Annotated in this window: 27 protein-coding genes; 14 read left to right on the top strand and 13 right to left on the bottom strand. The window is 68.2% G+C overall.

Annotated elements, in window-relative coordinates; genetic code table 11:
• Window positions 1-8: 8 nt before the first annotated feature.
• The 11 genes from FB384_RS24090 (at window position 9) to FB384_RS24040 (ending at window position 7,874) form a co-directional block, all read left to right on the top strand.
• Complete coding sequence (locus FB384_RS24090) at window positions 9-1,361, top strand: hypothetical protein (protein WP_221213633.1); 1,353 nt, start codon at window positions 9-11, stop codon at window positions 1,359-1,361.
• Window positions 1,361-2,575, top strand: coding sequence for a hypothetical protein (locus FB384_RS24085; RefSeq protein WP_183787132.1), 1,215 nt, complete (start codon window positions 1,361-1,363; stop codon window positions 2,573-2,575). The genes FB384_RS24090 and FB384_RS24085 overlap by 1 nt, the downstream gene beginning before the upstream one ends.
• A 10-nt stretch (window positions 2,576-2,585) precedes the next feature.
• Window positions 2,586-2,795 (top strand): hypothetical protein, encoded by a 210-nt coding sequence (locus FB384_RS24080; protein WP_183787131.1) that lies wholly within the window; start codon window positions 2,586-2,588, stop codon window positions 2,793-2,795.
• A gap of 11 nt (window positions 2,796-2,806) precedes the next feature.
• Window positions 2,807-3,139 (top strand): hypothetical protein, encoded by a 333-nt coding sequence (locus FB384_RS24075; protein WP_183787130.1) that lies wholly within the window; start codon window positions 2,807-2,809, stop codon window positions 3,137-3,139.
• Window positions 3,136-4,092, top strand: a complete 957-nt coding sequence (locus tag FB384_RS24070) for a peptidoglycan recognition protein family protein (RefSeq protein ID WP_183787129.1) — start codon at window positions 3,136-3,138, stop codon at window positions 4,090-4,092. Before FB384_RS24075 ends, FB384_RS24070 begins: the two co-directional genes overlap by 4 nt.
• Window positions 4,093-4,105: 13 nt before the next feature.
• Window positions 4,106-4,336: a holin gene (locus FB384_RS24065; protein ID WP_183787128.1), complete on the top strand. Its 231-nt coding sequence runs from the start codon at window positions 4,106-4,108 to the stop codon at window positions 4,334-4,336.
• A 31-nt stretch (window positions 4,337-4,367) separates the two neighbouring features.
• The gene (locus tag FB384_RS24060; RefSeq protein WP_183787127.1) at window positions 4,368-6,188 is read left to right on the top strand and encodes a hypothetical protein; all 1,821 of its coding nucleotides are present in this window, start codon (window positions 4,368-4,370) and stop codon (window positions 6,186-6,188) included.
• 30 nt (window positions 6,189-6,218) lie between these two features.
• Window positions 6,219-6,686, top strand: a complete 468-nt coding sequence (locus tag FB384_RS24055; RefSeq protein WP_183787126.1) for a hypothetical protein — start codon at window positions 6,219-6,221, stop codon at window positions 6,684-6,686.
• 144 nt (window positions 6,687-6,830) lie between these two features.
• Window positions 6,831-7,202: a hypothetical protein gene (locus tag FB384_RS24050; RefSeq protein WP_183787125.1), complete on the top strand. Its 372-nt coding sequence runs from the start codon at window positions 6,831-6,833 to the stop codon at window positions 7,200-7,202.
• A 40-nt stretch (window positions 7,203-7,242) separates the two neighbouring features.
• On the top strand, window positions 7,243-7,458 hold the full coding sequence (locus tag FB384_RS24045; protein ID WP_183787124.1) for a hypothetical protein: 216 nt from the start codon (window positions 7,243-7,245) through the stop codon (window positions 7,456-7,458).
• On the top strand, window positions 7,455-7,874 hold the full coding sequence (locus FB384_RS24040; protein WP_183787123.1) for a hypothetical protein: 420 nt from the start codon (window positions 7,455-7,457) through the stop codon (window positions 7,872-7,874). The genes FB384_RS24045 and FB384_RS24040 overlap by 4 nt, the downstream gene beginning before the upstream one ends.
• A gap of 9 nt (window positions 7,875-7,883) precedes the next feature.
• Here FB384_RS24040 and FB384_RS24035 read toward each other — a convergent pair whose 3' ends face one another.
• Window positions 7,884-8,759, bottom strand: a complete 876-nt coding sequence (locus tag FB384_RS24035) for an endonuclease/exonuclease/phosphatase family protein (protein ID WP_183787122.1) — start codon at window positions 8,757-8,759, stop codon at window positions 7,884-7,886.
• 104 nt (window positions 8,760-8,863) lie between these two features.
• On the opposite strand from FB384_RS24035, the gene FB384_RS24030 reads away from it, so the two are divergent.
• Window positions 8,864-9,145 carry a hypothetical protein gene (locus FB384_RS24030; RefSeq protein WP_183787121.1) on the top strand — a complete coding sequence of 94 codons (282 nt, stop codon included), beginning with the start codon at window positions 8,864-8,866 and terminating at the stop codon, window positions 9,143-9,145.
• Between the two features lie 187 nt (window positions 9,146-9,332).
• Here the strand turns inward: FB384_RS24030 and FB384_RS24025 are convergent, their stop codons facing one another.
• The 3 genes from FB384_RS24025 to FB384_RS24015 are packed head-to-tail and all read right to left on the bottom strand — an operon-like array spanning window position 9,333 to window position 11,116.
• A complete protein-coding gene (locus tag FB384_RS24025; RefSeq protein ID WP_183787120.1) occupies window positions 9,333-9,623 on the bottom strand; it encodes a hypothetical protein in 291 nt (96 codons plus the stop codon).
• Window positions 9,620-9,934 (bottom strand): hypothetical protein, encoded by a 315-nt coding sequence (locus FB384_RS24020; RefSeq protein WP_183787119.1) that lies wholly within the window; start codon window positions 9,932-9,934, stop codon window positions 9,620-9,622. Before FB384_RS24020 ends, FB384_RS24025 begins: the two co-directional genes overlap by 4 nt.
• Window positions 9,935-9,979: 45 nt before the next feature.
• Window positions 9,980-11,116: a tyrosine-type recombinase/integrase gene (locus FB384_RS24015; RefSeq protein WP_183787118.1), complete on the bottom strand. Its 1,137-nt coding sequence runs from the start codon at window positions 11,114-11,116 to the stop codon at window positions 9,980-9,982.
• 154 nt (window positions 11,117-11,270) lie between these two features.
• Between FB384_RS24015 and FB384_RS24010 the strand changes: the two genes are divergently transcribed.
• Entirely contained in the window at window positions 11,271-11,633 is a 363-nt protein-coding gene (locus FB384_RS24010; RefSeq protein ID WP_183787117.1) for a type II toxin-antitoxin system Phd/YefM family antitoxin, read from the top strand.
• On the opposite strand, the gene FB384_RS24005 is transcribed toward FB384_RS24010, so the two are convergent.
• Window positions 11,634-11,852 (bottom strand): hypothetical protein, encoded by a 219-nt coding sequence (locus FB384_RS24005; RefSeq protein WP_183787116.1) that lies wholly within the window; start codon window positions 11,850-11,852, stop codon window positions 11,634-11,636. It lies immediately after the preceding gene.
• 81 nt (window positions 11,853-11,933) lie between these two features.
• Here FB384_RS24005 and FB384_RS24000 point away from each other — a divergent pair, with 81 nt between their 5' ends.
• Complete coding sequence (locus FB384_RS24000; RefSeq protein WP_183787115.1) at window positions 11,934-12,080, top strand: hypothetical protein; 147 nt, start codon at window positions 11,934-11,936, stop codon at window positions 12,078-12,080.
• A 19-nt stretch (window positions 12,081-12,099) separates the two neighbouring features.
• Here FB384_RS24000 and FB384_RS23995 read toward each other — a convergent pair whose 3' ends face one another.
• The 8 genes from FB384_RS23995 to FB384_RS23960 all read right to left on the bottom strand — a co-directional run.
• A complete protein-coding gene (locus tag FB384_RS23995) occupies window positions 12,100-12,414 on the bottom strand; it encodes a hypothetical protein (RefSeq protein WP_183787114.1) in 315 nt (104 codons plus the stop codon).
• Between the two features lie 40 nt (window positions 12,415-12,454).
• Window positions 12,455-12,772 (bottom strand): hypothetical protein, encoded by a 318-nt coding sequence (locus FB384_RS23990; protein WP_183787113.1) that lies wholly within the window; start codon window positions 12,770-12,772, stop codon window positions 12,455-12,457.
• Window positions 12,769-13,059 (bottom strand): hypothetical protein, encoded by a 291-nt coding sequence (locus FB384_RS23985; RefSeq protein WP_183787112.1) that lies wholly within the window; start codon window positions 13,057-13,059, stop codon window positions 12,769-12,771. The genes FB384_RS23990 and FB384_RS23985 overlap by 4 nt, the downstream gene beginning before the upstream one ends.
• 8 nt (window positions 13,060-13,067) lie before the next feature.
• Window positions 13,068-13,271, bottom strand: coding sequence for a hypothetical protein (locus FB384_RS23980; protein WP_183787111.1), 204 nt, complete (start codon window positions 13,269-13,271; stop codon window positions 13,068-13,070).
• The gene (locus FB384_RS23975) at window positions 13,268-13,756 is read right to left on the bottom strand and encodes a hypothetical protein (protein WP_183787110.1); all 489 of its coding nucleotides are present in this window, start codon (window positions 13,754-13,756) and stop codon (window positions 13,268-13,270) included. The genes FB384_RS23980 and FB384_RS23975 overlap by 4 nt, the downstream gene beginning before the upstream one ends.
• Entirely contained in the window at window positions 13,753-14,250 is a 498-nt protein-coding gene (locus FB384_RS23970) for a hypothetical protein (protein WP_183787109.1), read from the bottom strand. Before FB384_RS23970 ends, FB384_RS23975 begins: the two co-directional genes overlap by 4 nt.
• A gap of 7 nt (window positions 14,251-14,257) precedes the next feature.
• Window positions 14,258-15,151, bottom strand: a complete 894-nt coding sequence (locus tag FB384_RS23965; protein ID WP_183787108.1) for a hypothetical protein — start codon at window positions 15,149-15,151, stop codon at window positions 14,258-14,260.
• A partial coding sequence (locus tag FB384_RS23960; protein WP_221213632.1) for a hypothetical protein occupies window positions 15,148-16,289 on the bottom strand: 1,142 nt, incomplete at its 5' end. The genes FB384_RS23960 and FB384_RS23965, both read right to left, overlap by 4 nt.

The following is a 16,289-nucleotide window of genomic DNA, read 5'->3' as shown; positions in this document are numbered from 1 at the left end:
GTATGACCGTGGCCTGGGAAGGTTTCGCCTGTTACTCCGGGATGGAGATCGTCAACTCCGCCCGTGCCGCAGCCTATGCGCGCGCCTACGGGATCAACGTCAACTGCACCGGCGGGCCGTGGATGGCCGAATCGCTCGGCCACGCGCCCTACAGCTCCCCCGACCAGGACGACGCTCCCTGGTACGACGCCTTCAACCCCGACTCGAAGCAGTTCCTCGGCGTCGTCGGTTCCGCGATCGACGGGGCCGGCGGCACCGGTTCGTCGTCGTGGACGGACCTGCTCAGCGACGGCGCCCGGCCGGGGCCGATCCGCCGCGGCGCCCGCGAAGTCGGCTTCACCGCCACCCTGGTGGCCGCCGACCGCGCCGCACTGGCGTACGGGCTCGGGTGGCTCGCGTCCGCCCTGCGCGGCGACCTGTGCAACGACGCCGGCGAGGCCGACCAGCTCGTTGTCTACGCCGCGCCCCCGGTGCCGCCGGCTGCGACCCCGTCGGAGCCGTGCACGACAGCGCTGTACTCCCGCGCGGCGCCCGTCGACTTCGACGCGGCAGCGCGGGGCGACGAGCTGGAGCGCACCCTGTTCCGCTGCCGCCTCCTCGAAGGCCCCGAGATCGCCTCGATGACCCGCATTCAGGGCGGGGTGACGGCGGAGGTCACCTGGACCATCAAGGCTGGCGTGCCGTACTGGTACCACCGGCCGACCGTGCTGTGGGCGCTGTCGAACACCGACCTCGACGACCACTGGACCGCCGTCGCGTTGAACTGGGACTCCCAGCAGATCTACGCCGACTGCGAGCGCGTCGAGCAGGACAACTCGTGTCTGACCCCGCCGCCGGACGCGAACTACGACTGCCCGCCGCTGGACACGCCGATCGTGCCGCGGCCGCCGAAGGACCCCTGCTACAAGGGCGATTTCTACCCCAACGCGTGGCGCACGCTGTACCGCATCCCCGCGGGCAGGACGGACTCGTGGCTGGAGAAGGCGCCGGTCTTCGAGATCGCCAACGGCGACCGTCAGATGCGGTCGCTGATGCTGCGCTGGCACTCGAACCCGGCCGAACTACCACCCCACCCCGACAACTTGAACCCGTGCGGCGTGTGCGCCGAACTGTGGATTGCCTACCTGCCGCCGTACGCGACGCTCTACGTGGACTCGCGCCGCCAGGTCGCCACCGTCGACTGCGCCGGAAGCCGCACCGCTGAGCCGATCCTGTTCGGCCAAAACGGCGGGGTCTACACCTGGCCGACGCTCGAATGCTCCACCGGCATGTACCTCGAAATGGTCATCGACGGCCGCTACGGCGTCTCCCAAGGGCTCGACCTGACCATCTCGCTCGCCGAACGACAGGACGCGTGCTGATGGTTCTCGGAATCGCAGACAGCTACCAGGCCGTCATTCACATGCAGGGCGGCGACCGCGTGTTCACCCACGTCAACGGCGCGACGAACATCTCCTGGGGTCGCAAGCTCGACGACTACTCCGAAGCGTCGATCACGGTGGCCAAGTCCGAGGCGTCCAGCGACGTGTGCTCCCGCCTGGGCCACGTGCACACGTGGGGCCACGAACTCAGCATCTACCGCAACGACCAGTTCGTCTGGCAAGGCCCGATCGTTAACAAGGAGGAGACCCGCAGCGGCTTCACGTTCGAGGCGCGCGACATGCTCGGCTGGTTCGATCGGCGGGTCACGCTCGAGCCGTACAACTGGACCGAACGCACGCGGGAAAACCCCGGAGCATGGGGGCCGGCCGACAGCGCGGTCATCGTCGGCGACGTCATCGCCGGCGCGCTCGGCGTGCGAGGCACGGACATCAACGACGACCGGCTCGACCCGAACCTCCTGCCGTACCTGATCATCCCCGGCGAGTCAGGCGTACGGACGACGTTCCAGGCGTTGCAGATCGGGCAGAAGAACCTCGGCGAGGCCGTGCGCAGCATCATCGACGCAGGTCTGGCCATGTTCACCATCGGCCGCTACTGCTGCTTCTACCCCACGGCCACGACGCGCACGTGGAAACCGCTGCGGCTGACCGAAGACGACTTCCTCGCCGACCTCGTGGTGCGCGAGGCCGGCCTGGACGCGGCCACGCTCGGCGTCGTCGTCGGCTCCCAGCCGCAGAACGAGGTTCAGGACAACGGCACACAGCCCCCGGCGAGCCAGCCCACCCCGGTGGGTGTGTGGCCGTACTGGGTGCCCGGTCAGGGGTGGACGCCGGTCGACCCGGTCGACCCGTTCTACGGGGCGATCTTCCGCTCCTCGTCGTCGCAGACGGCCACGACCAACGAGGCCGCCCGGTCGTTGGCCCGGCTCATGGCGTCGTACGGCAACCCGCCGCCGGTCGACATCATCGTGCCGAACAACGCGCAGCTGTCCCCCGACGCGAACGTGACCATCGACGAGCTGGTGCCCGGCTATCCGGTCACCGTCGCGCTCCGTTCGTACTGCACCCCCGTCACCCAGCGGTTCGTCATCAACGAGGTCGAGGTCACCGCTGACGTGTCCAGCGACCGCATGAACGAGTCCGTGCAGGTCTCCCTCGCCAACGAGGGCTCTCCGTTGTCCGACACCGAATAGGAGCGTGCGCATGAAGTTCCGAGGACCATCCGCCAGCCTGCGACCTGCGCGTGAGCAGGCCCGCGCTGCTGCGCGGACGACGGCGTATCTGCACCAGGCACTCACCACGACCGGCGGCAGCAACGTGTCGATCCCCGGCTGGCGCCTCGCTACCGACAACTCCGGGCGGCTCGTGGCGATCAACGACAGCACGGGTTCCACGACGGTTGTCGCGGCGTAGGAGGCGAGGAGATGAGCACACGGTTTTCCCGAGCAGTGCCCCGCACGGACGTCACCGCCGATCCGAGCCTCCTCGAGGAGGTCCGCGCGGACGTGCGGGCGCACCTGTCCGTCATCACCACCGAGGACGACGACGAAGAGACCAACGCGGCCGAGGTTGACACGTGGGTCGAGGAGCGCGGCGACGAGCTGCTTGTCCACGGCTCGATCGACCGCGACCCGGTGGCGGTGTACCTGCGCACCGACTTCGACCCGGAGCAGGAAGCCGCCGGCAACCCGCTGTCGGTGCCCAGCGACCACGGCGAGCACAGCATCGCCGCCACACCTGAGGAGGCAGAACGGTGAGCGTGGCACGGGTTCGCGAGATCGCGAACCGCATGAAGGCACGCGGGTTCCGCGTCGTGTTTGAACCGGGCTGGGAGCGGCGCGGCAACGGCATGTCGCCGGCCTACACCGGGGACATCGTGCACCACACGGCCACGGGGTTCGCGAACTCGAACCTGTCGATCCTCATCCACGGCCGGTCGGACCTGCCGGGACCGTTGTGCAACTTCACGACCTGGGCGGACGGCACGCTCGGCGTGATCGCCGCGTTCCCGGCCAACCACGCCGGCGCATCCGGCGGCAGGAACACCCGGCCGCTGCCGGTCACGCGCTCGTTCAACAAGTACGTGCTGGGCAACGAGATCGCCTACCCCGGCACCGAGCCCATGACCGACGCCCAGTACCACACCGCGACGACACTCAGCGCCGTCATCAACGAGGTCCTGGGCCACAAGGACGACGCCCACACCAAGGCCCACGCCGAAACCTCGGTAACGGGCAAGTGGGACCCCGGCCGCGGCAACGGCGTCACCTACGACATGAACGCCTTCCGCTCCATCGTGCGCAAGGCGATGCACGGCAACGGCCGCACACCCTTCGGCGGTTCTGCCGCCCCGAAACGCTCATCCCTGGCGCTCTTGGAGGACGCTGCTATGGAACTCAAGCCCACCCCGCACGGCACCATCTCGCTCGGCGTGCCCGAACGCGGCCTCTCGCTGCAAATCCAGGTCGCGGGAGCCGCCGGAACACCGCCGCCCAAGCTCACGATCCACCGGATCGCCTTCATGACCGGCGACGGCAAGAAGCGGCCGCTCAAGATGACCGGCCCCAAGACCGTCCCCGCGGGAGACCCGTGGCAGGGCGATTGGCTGAACGCGCAGCCCGGTGAGACGTCGGTGCTGATCGAGTACTCGTTCGCCGGCCGCGGCGCGAAGAACCACACCGCCACCGCCTCGTTCCGCCGCGACTACTGACAGGAGCGCTCGCATGACCAACTACTTCAAGGATCTCGGCGAGCGCGTCGTGTCGTCGTTCACGCAGGGCGCGCTGAGCGTGCTCGGTCTGGACGCCATGAACGTGCTGACCGTGGACTGGACCGCTGCGCTGGGCGTGGGCGGAGGGGCTGCCGTGCTAGCCCTGCTCAAGGCACTCGCCGGGCGTGGCGTCGGACAGAACGACAACGCGGCTGTGACGCCGTCTGTGGCCAGGAAGGAGTGAACCAGTGGCCGGCAGGTGCGGATGCGGAGGCGTGACCACCGCGAACATTCAGGGCCGATACGGCGTCACCACCAGCGGATCGGGTAGCGCGAATGACCCGGCTGTGGTGCGTTTCGACCCACGTCAGGACGACATCCTCGGCAACGGCCTGGCGTGGAACGAAACGCAGCACGAGCTGCGCACCAGGATCTCCGCCGACGCCGGCAACGCAATCCAGTGGGGATCGGACGGTGGGGTCTGGGCTCCCGAAGGCGGTGGCGACGGGAACCCGGCCCCCACCCCGACCTACGGGGCGTCCGTGGCCTCACTACCCGAGACGAACGTCGTCGGCGGCATCAACGGATTCGGCTACATGATCGCCGCCGACACCATCGTCTCCTCGTACCGCGAGGCGGTGACCTACGGGCTGGACATGACGTATGTGCCGGTCAAAAGCCTGCGAGACGGGCGGGTCGTGGTGTGTCCGGACGACACGCTCGACCGGCTCACGCAGGGCGTGGCCAAACCGAGGTTCCGCACCCTGTCCGGCGTGACGCCAGCTCAGCTGACGACGCGGGACTGGCAGCACATGCTCGTGATGCCCAGCGAGTACCAGCAGAACACCGATGGTCTGAACACGTGGAACGGCCTGAACGCCTCCCCCGGCGTTGACCCGGCCGTCGGCTACTTCGGCTGGTCCACCACCCCGCAGGACGGCGGCACGTTCCTCTCCGACGTCGCCGCCGCCGTCGGCAACCGCATCGTCATGGTGCTGCACACCGAGAACGGCGCCGACTACGAGGACATGGTGCGAGTGATCAACCGGTTCAACCTCGCCCAGTCGGTCATCGTCGTGTCCAGCCAGCTCGAACTGGTCGAGCCGTTCAGCAACCTGACCGGCATCACGCTCGGCGGCTACTCCGACCCGGACATGGCTCAGCAGCCCACCGCCGCCGACGTCGCGGCCGCCGGCGGCACGTGGAGCCTGGTGCGGAAAACCCAGCCGGACACCGTGTTCGACGAACACACCGCCGCCGGACTGCACACCATGATGATGGGATCCAAGTACCACTCGGACCACGAGCGCGTCACCACGCTCGGCCTACGCGGCGGACTGTCCGGCGACCCGATCTACTACAACGGCCCCACCACCGGCTACGACTACAAACCCGACCCGACCAGCGGCGGAGCGATCTCCTGGAAACTCGACTCGCCGATCATGAACCCAGGGCAGCTGACCGCCGTGGACACCTACGAGGCGATCGGACCGCGCTACCGGGGCTACGGCAAAAACGACGACGGCGAGTACCTGCAACTCGGGCTGTACGCCACGTGGCGCGAATTCCAGGGCGATGCGACCACCGACTCGTGGTACATCCTGCCCGGCCAGGTGTGCCCGATCGCAGGGAACGGTCCGGACGACTCCTACTCGGTCGTCTGGACGTTCAGCTTCGACGGCACCAACATCTCGCCAAACGCCCGCATGTCGTTCGCGTTCGGCGTGCCGCACGACGGCGACTTCCGCGACGGGGACAACCTCAACGACGAGTCCATCGGATACGTCTACCAGGAGGAGTTCAACGGCTTCGGCACGCTGTACCGCATCCGCTCAGCCACCGAACTCACCGTCGTCGGCACGCACCAGTTCCCCGCGCACACCGTCGGCGAACGCATCAGCCGCGGCGTCCGCATGAGCGCCGCCAAAGCCTCCATCGTCGGCAGCGACAGCACCGAGGTCATCGTCGACCCGAACCCGGAGCTCCGCGGCGGCTACATCTACATCGGCAAGCGCGACATCCGCGTCAGCGATTCCAACGACGGCCGCTTCCGGCTGCACATCCACCAGCTCGACACCTACTCCCCCGCCATCTGACCTGCGAGGAGAACGGAATCCATGCCTCGCATGAGCGAGAACACGAAGCAGCGCAGCGGCCTGGGGCTGCTCGGGACGTGTTTCGCCGCGGTCACCACCGCGCTGATCCTGCTCGGCGTGGGGGTGATCGGCCCCGGCAGCGCGGTCGTCCTGTCCATCATCGTCATCCTGGTGACCAGCGGCATCGCCGCTCTGCTGAACACGATGAAACCGTCCCGCCAGGACGGGAGAAACTCCGCACGGCAGCGCACGGGCGTACTCATCGTGGCCGGGCTGTTCGCCATCTCCATTGGCGCCATGGTGGTGCTGGTGACGGTGACCGAACCCATCGAGCTGGTGAAGACCGCGCTCGGCGGGGTGATCGTGCTCGCCGGTACCGGGGTCACGGCGGTGCTGACGATGCTGCGTTCCGACGCGGCGCACGAAGCCGCTCGACGTGCCGAACAAGCCACTACCACCGCTGACCGTGAGGACGAGACCACCAACCGGGAGGAGTGAACTCGGGTGGTGTTCGTGGTTGGGGTCGGCAGGCCATGCGACGATCACGGCTACCGGGGGCGCGGTCCCTCCGTAATGATCACATGTTGAACCGCGCCCCCGGCCAGCTATGACACCTACGTCGCCGACCGGCAAGGACGTTCCATGCGCAATCCGCTGCGGATGTTCCGCCGCCGAACCGCCGATCCCTCATCTCGTACCCGGTCACCAAGTGAGATCTTCACCGCGGGCGGTGGGAATCTCGCCACCGCGAACCCCGTCACCCGAGATCTCCTCCTCGATGCCGATGACGCCCACCGCAGACGAGAGCGCGATAGAGATACGGACGACGCGACCGACGCCGAGCTGGTCGAGCCGCCGCAGGACACGCTGCACGGCTACGAGATCACTACCGCGGACGCCGTGGCCATGCGCATCCTGGCCAACAGCGAGTTCGACCCCGACAGCGTCGTGACGTTGCCGAGTGGACGCGCGGTCACCGGCCGCGAGATGCAACGCTGGATCGACAGCCAGTAGCGACGCCCGAACTCGCCGGGCGACGTGCGACGATGCCGCCATGAACGAGGACACCACGCCCGTGACGATCCATCCGGACGCCGCCCTGCTGGCCGCCGTCGACCAGTGGGCCGACCAGCACGAACTGACCCGCGACGAGGCGCTGCTCCACCTGATCCAGCGGGGCCTCGACAACCCCACGTTCCACACCACCGTTTCCGGCTCGGTCGGGTCGGTGACCCACGTCGGCGATGTACAGGGAGATCTGCACCTATGACCACTCGCAACGAGCCCGGTGCGGATCTGCTGTCCGTGCTGCGCAGCGCGCTCGACAAGCAGATCGGCTGGATCAACGGCCGCCCACCGGCCTGGATTCCGGCCTATTCCAGGGATCGATGGTGGCGGGTGACGGTGGCCTCACCGGTCGCCGACCTCGAGGACAGCCAGAGCTCGCGCGATCCGCGCAGCGGGGCCGCGTGGATGCTCGTCGAATGGCTGGCCACCGCAGGCATCGGCGACCGCCGCGACGACGGCAGCGTCTGGACCGCCTTACCCTCACCCTGGGCTAACAACCTCGACGAGTTCGCAAGTCGACTCGGATGCGTGGTTACCCACGACGCGTGGGACCCCACCGGTGGGCTCGCCCGACCGTCCGACGCCTGGATCTCCGCGCACTTCGGCGAGAGCAACTAACTACCGTGGTCAGGGCAGACGTGCCTCGTCGACAGTGACCACGACCGGCCGGTGATCCGATGCGTCGCCCACGAGATCGAGCGGGGCGACCTGCACATCGGTGATCGCCGCGGCGGGCATCGCCGGGGTAGCGAGCCAGCGATCGATGCGGCGCGGAGGATGCGCGTCCGGCACGTGCCCCACCGTCGGCGCCCAATCGCCCCCGGCGAGCATGACGCAGTCCCGCATTCCGCCCGGCCCTTCGAGCCACCGCGCTGCGTCCCGATCCAGCTCACCGTCGGCGCGGTACTGGTACGCCCAATCCGGATCCCATGTTCTGCCAGCCTCGATCGCCGGCGCATACGGATCCGGGTCGAACTGCACGTCGCTACTGAGGCTGTTCCAGTCGCCTCCGACCAGGCCGCACGGCCCCGCCGTCCGGGCCATCGCCCGGTGCACCTGACGTGCGTCCTGTGCCCGCGAGAGCCCGTCGAACGGCGACAGGTGGGTAGAGCCAATCCTGATCGCGTGGCCGTTGACGTCGAGATCGACGGCCACGCAGGAGTGCCACATGCCGGCCGGAGACCGCTCCAGCCGCTGCACCGTGCCGGGCACGGCACTGATCCGATCGCTACGCCACAGGACTGCGACGTGATGGATTCCGCCACCGACCGCGACCACGGGCTCACCGTCGACCTCGCACGACATTCCCAGTGCCGAGCCGAGCTTCCGCAGCGCGTCCGCAGCGCCGTCGCGCTTGTCCGGCTCGCGGGCGATCAGTTCCTGCACGGCCAGCACATCGGGCTGAATCGTGTCGAGCATGGCCTCGACGCGCGCCCAGCGCTCCTCGTCCGGACGATCGGGATCGTAGATATCCCGCAGATTTGCGGTCGTGATCCGCAGCATCGGTACCCCTGTTCGTTGGTGAGGACGATCGTCGCAGAACGCCCCCACCTTCGCGGGAGGTCTACCCCAGGAGTTCGATCAGGGCCGGACTATGGTGCGCGGGCATGAGTGACGAACTCGCCGCCCCGGACGCGTGGATACGGCAGATCAACTACCTGCGGAAATCGCTGCAACAGTCGGAAGGGTTGAACCCGAACGCCGAGATCGCGATCCGGTACGACCTTGCCCAGCAGCTCCACCCAGCCCGTCAGGACTACGGCCCTTGGCAGGACAGCCTGCCGACGTGGGTCACCGAGGCATTGCGGGATGCTGCGGCGCACCACTACGAACGTGCGCTCGCGATGGATGGTCGCCGCTCGAACATCGAACCGACGCCTCCGTCCTGAACCGTCCTCGAAAGCAGCGAGGCCCCGGACGTCCGATACGTCCGGGGCCTTCACACCTCCACGACTGTGGAGAGCTGAGGAACAAAGCCGGTCAGCACTTCGTCCAACTCGGCTCACCTCCACGTAAGTGGAGAACTGGAGCCGACAGTACCGGACGGCCAGGCTGTCGACCACTGCTGATGACGGCTCAGTGGTCGTCTTCCTCGGCGAACACCGAGCGCCAGTGGTCGAGAAGCCTGTTCGCCTGCTCCACACCATCGGGGTCCCCGTGGTGAATGTGCTGGATGTGGTTCTCAGCTCGCGCCTGAATCGCGGCGAGGTAGGACAGGCAGTGCATTCCGAACGATTCACCGCAGTCGTACGGCTCGCCGGGGCCGCACGGGTCCATGTCCACGCCCATGTGACTCAGCGTGGTGCGCAGCTGGAGCGCCAGCTCTCGCCAGATGTCGGACTCGCCGTTGTTGCTGGTGCTACTCATACTCCCGCCTGCATGTTCCGCACGACGATGTAGACGAGATCGCCGTGGAGTCGTGTCTGCCACGTGCCTTGGTCGACGGTGTGCTCCCCGTAGGGGTGGAACTCCTCCTCGAGGGCATCTCGCCAGGCGCGGAACACCTTGTCCCGCTCGTCCGCCGCGCAGTCGGAACTCGGGAAGCCGTACAACGTGTCCTCGTTGCCAGGGACTACCCAGGTCAGCATCGGCAGGTGTTCCTCAGCGCCAAGGTCGCTGATGTAGGCCAGGGATCGGAAGAGCCGCCGTTGGCGGCGGCGCTGTTCCCTCTCGTCCATGATCTTCTCCATCGTCATCCGGGATGTAGGTCACATCGTGACAGGTCAGGGGTGCTCGTTCGGCAGGAGCGTCAGCTCCTCACCCGCGTGGTAGATCGCCGACACGGTCGGCGCGGCCGACCCGTCCTCTTCGGCGGCCTGCGACAGGTACCGCTGTGTCGTGGTGAGCGATTCGTGGCCCAGGTCGGCCTGGATCTGGGTGACGGACTGGCCGTTGCGCGCAGCGGTGACGGCGTAGGCGTGGCGGAACTGGTGCGGGTGGATCGAGCCGATGAGAGGCGACAGCGTTCGGAAGGCTTCGCGCACGAGCTGTTTCGAGTGGTCCGGGGTCGGCAGGGCAGCGATGCGGTTGAGCATCGGCTGGATGACGTCCGCCGACATGCGCTGGCCGCGGCGGGTGGTGAACATCGCCCTGCGCGGCGACGTCTGGTTCGACACGTCGCCGCGCAGGGCGATCTCGTTGCTCTGCTGCGGGTCGATGCGCACCCGCAGGTAGGCGTCGATCAGGTCGGCCTCGTACGCGGGCACGGTGATCGTGTGCCACTTGCCGCCCTTGCGGTGCAGGCGCAGTTTCCCTGGTCCTGCTGGTGATTCGCGCCAGTAGTGGTCGAGGTCCAGACCGACCAGCTCGGCGGCGCGGCAGCCGGTCGCCGACAGCACGCCGAGGATCGCGAGGTTGCGCTCCCGGTGGGCGGTGCCGTCGAGACGTACGGCGGTGAACATGGCCTTGATCTGGGCGACCGTCAGCGGCCGGGTCGTGCGCTCGGCGCCGCCCTTGCCGGTGAGCTTCATCGTCTTCGTGTTCACCATGTCGTTCGGGTTGACGGTGGTGACGCCCTCGCCGCGGAGGAACCGGTACAGGCTGCACACGCTGTAGAACTGTCGGGACCGGGTGGTAGTGGGCCGTCCGGCTGCGGACTGGGCGTGCAGCCACGCGAGCAGGTCGATGCGCGTCACGGTGAGCGGGTCGATGCCGCGGTCGCGCATCCACGGCAGGAACGCGAGCGGCGACAGGCGCGGGTTGCGCGGGGCGCCGGGCCACCGTCGTGCATCAGGTTCGAGACCGATGTCTGACGCATAGGCGTTGCGCGTCTTGGCCGTCTCGAACGTTTGGAGCCATCCGAGCACGAGTCGAGTCACGACGTCCGACTCGTCGTTCGTGTCGTTCGTATCGAACGACACGACTTCGCCTGTAAGTACTACCGGTTGATTCGAGTCACCCAAGATCATTTCCCATCGGATATGACACCTTATCCAATGTTCTTACTGTAGCAGCCCTACCGTTCGATACACACGACTCGGTTGATCGTGTCGAACGATTCGTTATTCTTGACCTATGCGTACGACAGCAACGGAAATGACATTGTCCGAGTTCGTGACGAACAGGTCGGACGTGAAGCGCGACGTGATCCGCGGAGGGTCCTTCGTCCTGACCGACCGGGGGGATGCCGTGATGGCGATCGTGCCGCCGGAACAGCTCGAAGCCCTGTCCGAGTCCGGCCTCCTTCGCGAACGCGACGAGCTACGGCAACGCAACGAGGAGCTGACCGAACAGCTCGACAGCGTCCAGCAGAAGCTGGAGCACTACGAGGCGCTGATCCGCGAGGTAGGTCGCGTCGCCAAGCAGCTCGACCAAGAGCAGCAGACGGAACGAGAAATCGAGGCGGAACCGCGTCCCGCCGATGACCCGAGTGCGTAGTCAGCCCCAGAAGGGCAGGCTCCGCGGATCATCGTGCGGCAGGTCGGGGTTGGTGTAGAGCGTCGGCAACGGCCCCGCAGGCAGTGGCGCATGGATGCGCTCCCATCGAGTGGCGGCCTGCCGTCGACATCGGTGCACATGCCAGGTCAGCGCTACCGTAACGAACGCCGGGACGGCGGCTACGAGTCCGACGACGAGCCAGAGCACCAGCAGGGACATGCCCGGAGCACAGCACGCCCTGCGTCGAATGTCGGTTCACCATCGAACGCCCAACTGGAGGGGTGCGACAGCGTGACGAGCATGGGCGACCTGGAGATCGAGGTCATGAAGGACTTGTGGAAGCGGGTCAGCGTGCTGGACCCGGAGGCACGGGTGCGCGCGGCTGAGTGGCTGGCTCGAGCGGCGCGGGACCACCGTCACGAGCCAGACCACGACTTGCCGTTCTGATCAGGGGCTCCGACGAGCCTTAGGGCAGGTCGAGTGCGAGTTGACCGGGGATCTCCGCGGCGTGCAGTGGGGAACTCCGCTCGCCGCTGCGGCGGAGGCACCGGTTGCAGGTGACGGGCTCGTCGGTCGGCACGTAGATCTCCAGGTCGAACCCAGCAGTGCCGATGTGACAACCAGGCTGGGGAAACCGCAGTCCGCCGAGCCCGTCGATCCAGTCGACGTGGTGCACGGTGGCGCCGCGCCGGATCCGCATCTGCTTGCCCTCGAAGCGCGTGCGACACCGCTGGCTGAGCCATCCCAGCCAGCTCGATGTGAGCTCACGTTCGGTCTGCACGCGGCCAGTGTGACACCCGGCCGCGGCGCTGCGGTAGTTCTTACCTGGTCACAGGCCAGGGCGAGACCCGTTTGAGCGCGTCGGAGAGGAACGGGCGACCGCGGCGGCCACGGACCCCTTCGTGGACGTAGGTCGCGTAGTTCGTCTCGGCAGACACTGTTCCCACGATGGTCAGCCCCTGCACAGCGACGTTCTCGTTGATCGACGCGCGCAGCAATCCGGTGTCGACCGGGCACAGCGTGCGGGCCATGTTCGCGGTTCGCCGGGTGAGCGTGTTGACCTTCGTCACGATCGGCCCGGAGGAGCTGGTCACGAGCCGTTTGAGCTGCGCTTCGTTGATGGTGATGCGGGCGGTCATCGCGGCACCGGTGAAGGCTGCTGGGGAGCGGCGGCCACCGGCTCGTCGACGGGCGCGGGTTCCTGGTCGGGGATGCTCGGATACCGCCAGGTGCCGCGGTCGCCGCCGGACGGGTCGTGCGGCGCGAAGATGCTGACGTAGTCGAACTGGTCCGGATTCGACGATTTCAGCACGGCGAGGGTCAGTTCGCTCTCGACGGCGTTGAGGCCGATGACGACGGCGCGGCGCTGGTCACCCTGGAAAGTCAGGTAGATGACCTCGTCGGCGATCGCGGGCGTGTGGGACACGGGTCCTCCTATCGTTCCGGGTCGACGTAGTGGATCTCGGTTCCGGTGCTGGTCGGGATGGTCTGGACGCCGTCGGGGAACATGGTCACGCCGTAGTGCTCGCGGGAGGACACGACGGTCATGCCGTCCAGGAACACGACGCCGTCGGCGACGGCGTGCTGTCCGGCCACGAGCACGAACCGGCGGGCGTGGGACAGGTGTTCGCCGATCACGAGGCACCACCGCCGTTCAATGGTTCGGCGGTCCAGACGCCGTCACGTTTGACCAGCACGGACCCGTCGGGTGCGTCGGCGACCTCGCGGGCGACGTCGTGCAGCGTGGCGAGCGTGTCGATCGCGGTCCACTGCGGATCCGGCCGTGGAGTGTCGATCAGCCGGTCTTTGAGCCACACCTCGGTGTCGGAGTCGTCGAACCGCACGGACCAGGTCACGGTGTCGCCTTCGGTGACCTGGTACCAGACGTACGGGCCGGACTCGCCGATCTCGAACTCGGTGTGCGGCAGCAGCGACATGCGCCAGTAGCCGTTGACGTCGCTGTGCACGGTGACCGAGCCGATCGCGCGGCCGCGGGACGGCGACACGATCCACGACGGGCGAGACATGAGCGTGGCGGTGACCTGCTCCCCCACCACCGGTGTCCCGTCCGGGCTGAGCAGCCGCGATTTCAGCGTGACCAGCCGATGCGTCCCACTTGTCACAGCGCGGCCTCCTCGGGGCATCCGCAGTCGATCAGCCGGATGCCTAGCTGGATGGCCGCGCCGACGCAGCCGCCGGACGGGCCGATCGGTTGCACGGTCTGCACCTGCCACCTCGTGTCTTCGAGGGCTGTGCAGCACAGCGGTGTGCGGCGGAGCGCGTGCACGTCGTCGTACATGCCGGGCACCCACGGCTGATCCGGGTTTTCGGTGGTCGGGGCGCACCGGTGCACGCCGATCTCGACGACCGCGGTCGTCGAGCCGCCGGCGCACGGCGACGGGACGGGGCTCGGGTCGGGCTCGATCGCGACGAGCCTGATCCAGGCCACGCCCTGGCCGTCGGGTTCGCACGTGCAGTCGCAGCCGTCGGCCGGCGCGGGGTGGTCGGAGAAGTACAGGTCGAAGCGGCACACGGGGCGGCGACAGCGTCCGAACTGGGACGCCGCGCAGGTCCGCAGCTCCTCGAGCAGCGGCAGGATCAGGTCGTCGCAGGCCATCGCCGGGTCACCACCGGACGGATGGCAGGTCCGGGCTGTACACGGCGGGCGGCTGGCGCAGCCCGCTCGGGTTCACCGACGACAGCCACATGTCGGCCTCGGTGATGCCGACGCGGCCGCGCTCCAGGAACTCCTGCGAGTTGACCATCGTCATCGTGACGCCCTCGCGCTGCACCTGTTCGACGCGGTTCGGCAGCTGGCATTCGAGCCCGTTGCAGGCTTTCCACAGCTCGCAGGCGAGCAGTGCGACGGCGCGGCGACCGCCGGGCGGCACCGGGTTGCCGCGCCAGTAGTCGATGCCGAACGCACCGGGCTCGTCCAGGTCGGCGGTGAAGTCCTGGCAGTCGGGCCACTTCTGCCCGTCGACGCGGATCAGCCGGTTGCCGTCAACCAGGCGGAACACCGTCGGGTCGAGCTGGGCGCCGTCGACGCGGACGGCGACCGGGTGTTCGTCGTCGACGTGCACCGGGCCGGGGAGAGCGATCTCGGAGACCGGGCCGCAGCCGCACGGGCGTTGCTGGTGAGCGCAGCCCATGTTGACCCACCGGCTCCCCAGCAGCAGGCCGGACGTCGCCGGCGGGGCGTAGCAGTCGTCCGGCAGGCAGTTCCGTCGGCACGGGCGCACGGTGTCGTGGCAGAGGCCGAACCGTCCAGCGGTGAGGCGCCACAGGATCTCGCTGGCCGCCTCGACGACGCGCTGGTGTTCAGGTGCCCACGAGGCCGGATCGTCGGGCAGGCATCCGCACGACGGGTCGAGTGGCCAGGTTCGGCACGGACCAGAACCGCCGGATGCGGGCAGCGCCCACGTGCCGTCGACGTCGACCAGTGGACGCGGCAGGTCTCCCTCGCTGGACGAGTCGTCAGCGAGGGAGACCCACTGGGCGTCCTGCGGCGTGGTCACGCGCTCGTGTCACCGCTGTCGGACGTGCCGGAGGTTCCGGAGGTGCCGGACGTGCTGCTGGTCGACCCGGATGCGGTGGAGAGCGACTGTGCCCCGCCCAGGGTCGGCGTGAACGTCGCGGTGACCGGTTCTGCCCCGTTGGCCGGGGTGAACGTGATGGTCTTCTCGCCGGTGGTGGTGTAGGCCGGCGACACCGCGGTGCCGTCGCCGGATGCGGCGACCCTGGTCGGCGCGAGGCCCAGCTCGCCCCAGTCGACGACGCCGCCGCGCGGGTCGAGGTCGGTCCAGTTCGTCACCGACAGGTCGGCCTGCGAGGCGTTCGTGCTGTTCGCCGTGACGGTGATCGTGGGCGCGGTGGCGTCGTCGTTCCACAGCGCCTGAGCGCCGCAGGTCGGCTGCGGCGGCACGAGGTCGACGACGTCGAGGCGGACGTGGCTCGGGCTGCCGGACGAGGTGAAGTCCCAGTCGGGCACGTCGAATCCGGGGTCGAACGGCTGCGGCAGGGGCGCCGGGGCGCCGTCGGCGTCGTGGGTGATGTTGTACGGGCCGCGGCCCCACAGGCTGCCGGGGTTGGTGCGGGCGTTCATCGAGAACGTCACGGCGGCGTCCTCGAACGACCACGACTCGGGTGCGGTGCCGAGGCACCACGGCAGGAGGACGTAGCCGTTGACCTGCCAGTCCTCTCCCTGTCCAGCGGTGAGGCACGCGTTGCCGGCGTTCGCCGCCTTCGGCCACATCTCCAGTGCGAAACCGACGGAGTCGCTGAGGTCCTGGCCGATCTCCACGCCGGAGGCGCGGCCGTGGTAGTCGCGCAGCTGGTGCCATGTCGGGTTCATGATCTGCAACAACTCGGGGTCGACGCGGCAGAAAGTGATCGACGCGGTCGACCACTTGATGATCGACGGACCCTGGCCGGTGATACACGCGGTGCCGTCGGCGGCCTTGGTGGTGTAGTCCTCACCGTCTTCGGTTTCCCAGTCGATCTCGGCGGTCGTGAACCCTTTCGTGACGACCTGGCTGCGCGGGCCGTAGACGGGGCGGCCGCACGAGTCGAGCCGGGTGACCCGGATGACGCGGGCGCCGATGTAGGAGACGCACAACGGGTCGCCGGTGGGTGTGGGGGCAGGGGCGGGAGCGG

Source organism: Prauserella sediminis, assembly GCF_014195435.1.
Lineage (GTDB): Bacteria > Actinomycetota > Actinomycetes > Mycobacteriales > Pseudonocardiaceae > Prauserella > Prauserella salsuginis.
Note: the sequence above shows the minus strand (reverse complement) of the source record. Positions and strands in the feature narration are given on the sequence as shown.

Bases quoted from the DNA above. Each gene is read 5' to 3' on its own strand.
- FB384_RS24080 (WP_183787131.1), top strand. From the start codon at position 2,586: ATGAAGTTCCGAGGACCATCCGCCAGCCTGCGACCTGCGCGTGAGCAG.
- FB384_RS23970 (WP_183787109.1), bottom strand. From the start codon at position 14,250: ATGGCCTGCGACGACCTGATCCTGCCGCTGCTCGAGGAGCTGCGGACC.
- FB384_RS24085 (WP_183787132.1), top strand. From the start codon at position 1,361: ATGGTTCTCGGAATCGCAGACAGCTACCAGGCCGTCATTCACATGCAG.
- FB384_RS24005 (WP_183787116.1), bottom strand. From the start codon at position 11,852: ATGTCCCTGCTGGTGCTCTGGCTCGTCGTCGGACTCGTAGCCGCCGTC.
- FB384_RS24050 (WP_183787125.1), top strand. From the start codon at position 6,831: ATGCGCAATCCGCTGCGGATGTTCCGCCGCCGAACCGCCGATCCCTCA.
- FB384_RS24040 (WP_183787123.1), top strand. From the start codon at position 7,455: ATGACCACTCGCAACGAGCCCGGTGCGGATCTGCTGTCCGTGCTGCGC.
- FB384_RS24010 (WP_183787117.1), top strand. From the start codon at position 11,271: ATGCGTACGACAGCAACGGAAATGACATTGTCCGAGTTCGTGACGAAC.
- FB384_RS24025 (WP_183787120.1), bottom strand. From the start codon at position 9,623: ATGAGTAGCACCAGCAACAACGGCGAGTCCGACATCTGGCGAGAGCTG.
- FB384_RS24030 (WP_183787121.1), top strand. From the start codon at position 8,864: ATGAGTGACGAACTCGCCGCCCCGGACGCGTGGATACGGCAGATCAAC.
- FB384_RS24075 (WP_183787130.1), top strand. From the start codon at position 2,807: ATGAGCACACGGTTTTCCCGAGCAGTGCCCCGCACGGACGTCACCGCC.
- FB384_RS23990 (WP_183787113.1), bottom strand. From the start codon at position 12,772: ATGACCGCCCGCATCACCATCAACGAAGCGCAGCTCAAACGGCTCGTG.
- FB384_RS24065 (WP_183787128.1), top strand. From the start codon at position 4,106: ATGACCAACTACTTCAAGGATCTCGGCGAGCGCGTCGTGTCGTCGTTC.
- FB384_RS24045 (WP_183787124.1), top strand. From the start codon at position 7,243: ATGAACGAGGACACCACGCCCGTGACGATCCATCCGGACGCCGCCCTG.
- FB384_RS24055 (WP_183787126.1), top strand. From the start codon at position 6,219: ATGAGCGAGAACACGAAGCAGCGCAGCGGCCTGGGGCTGCTCGGGACG.
- FB384_RS24020 (WP_183787119.1), bottom strand. From the start codon at position 9,934: ATGGACGAGAGGGAACAGCGCCGCCGCCAACGGCGGCTCTTCCGATCC.
- FB384_RS24000 (WP_183787115.1), top strand. From the start codon at position 11,934: ATGGGCGACCTGGAGATCGAGGTCATGAAGGACTTGTGGAAGCGGGTC.
- FB384_RS24035 (WP_183787122.1), bottom strand. From the start codon at position 8,759: ATGCTGCGGATCACGACCGCAAATCTGCGGGATATCTACGATCCCGAT.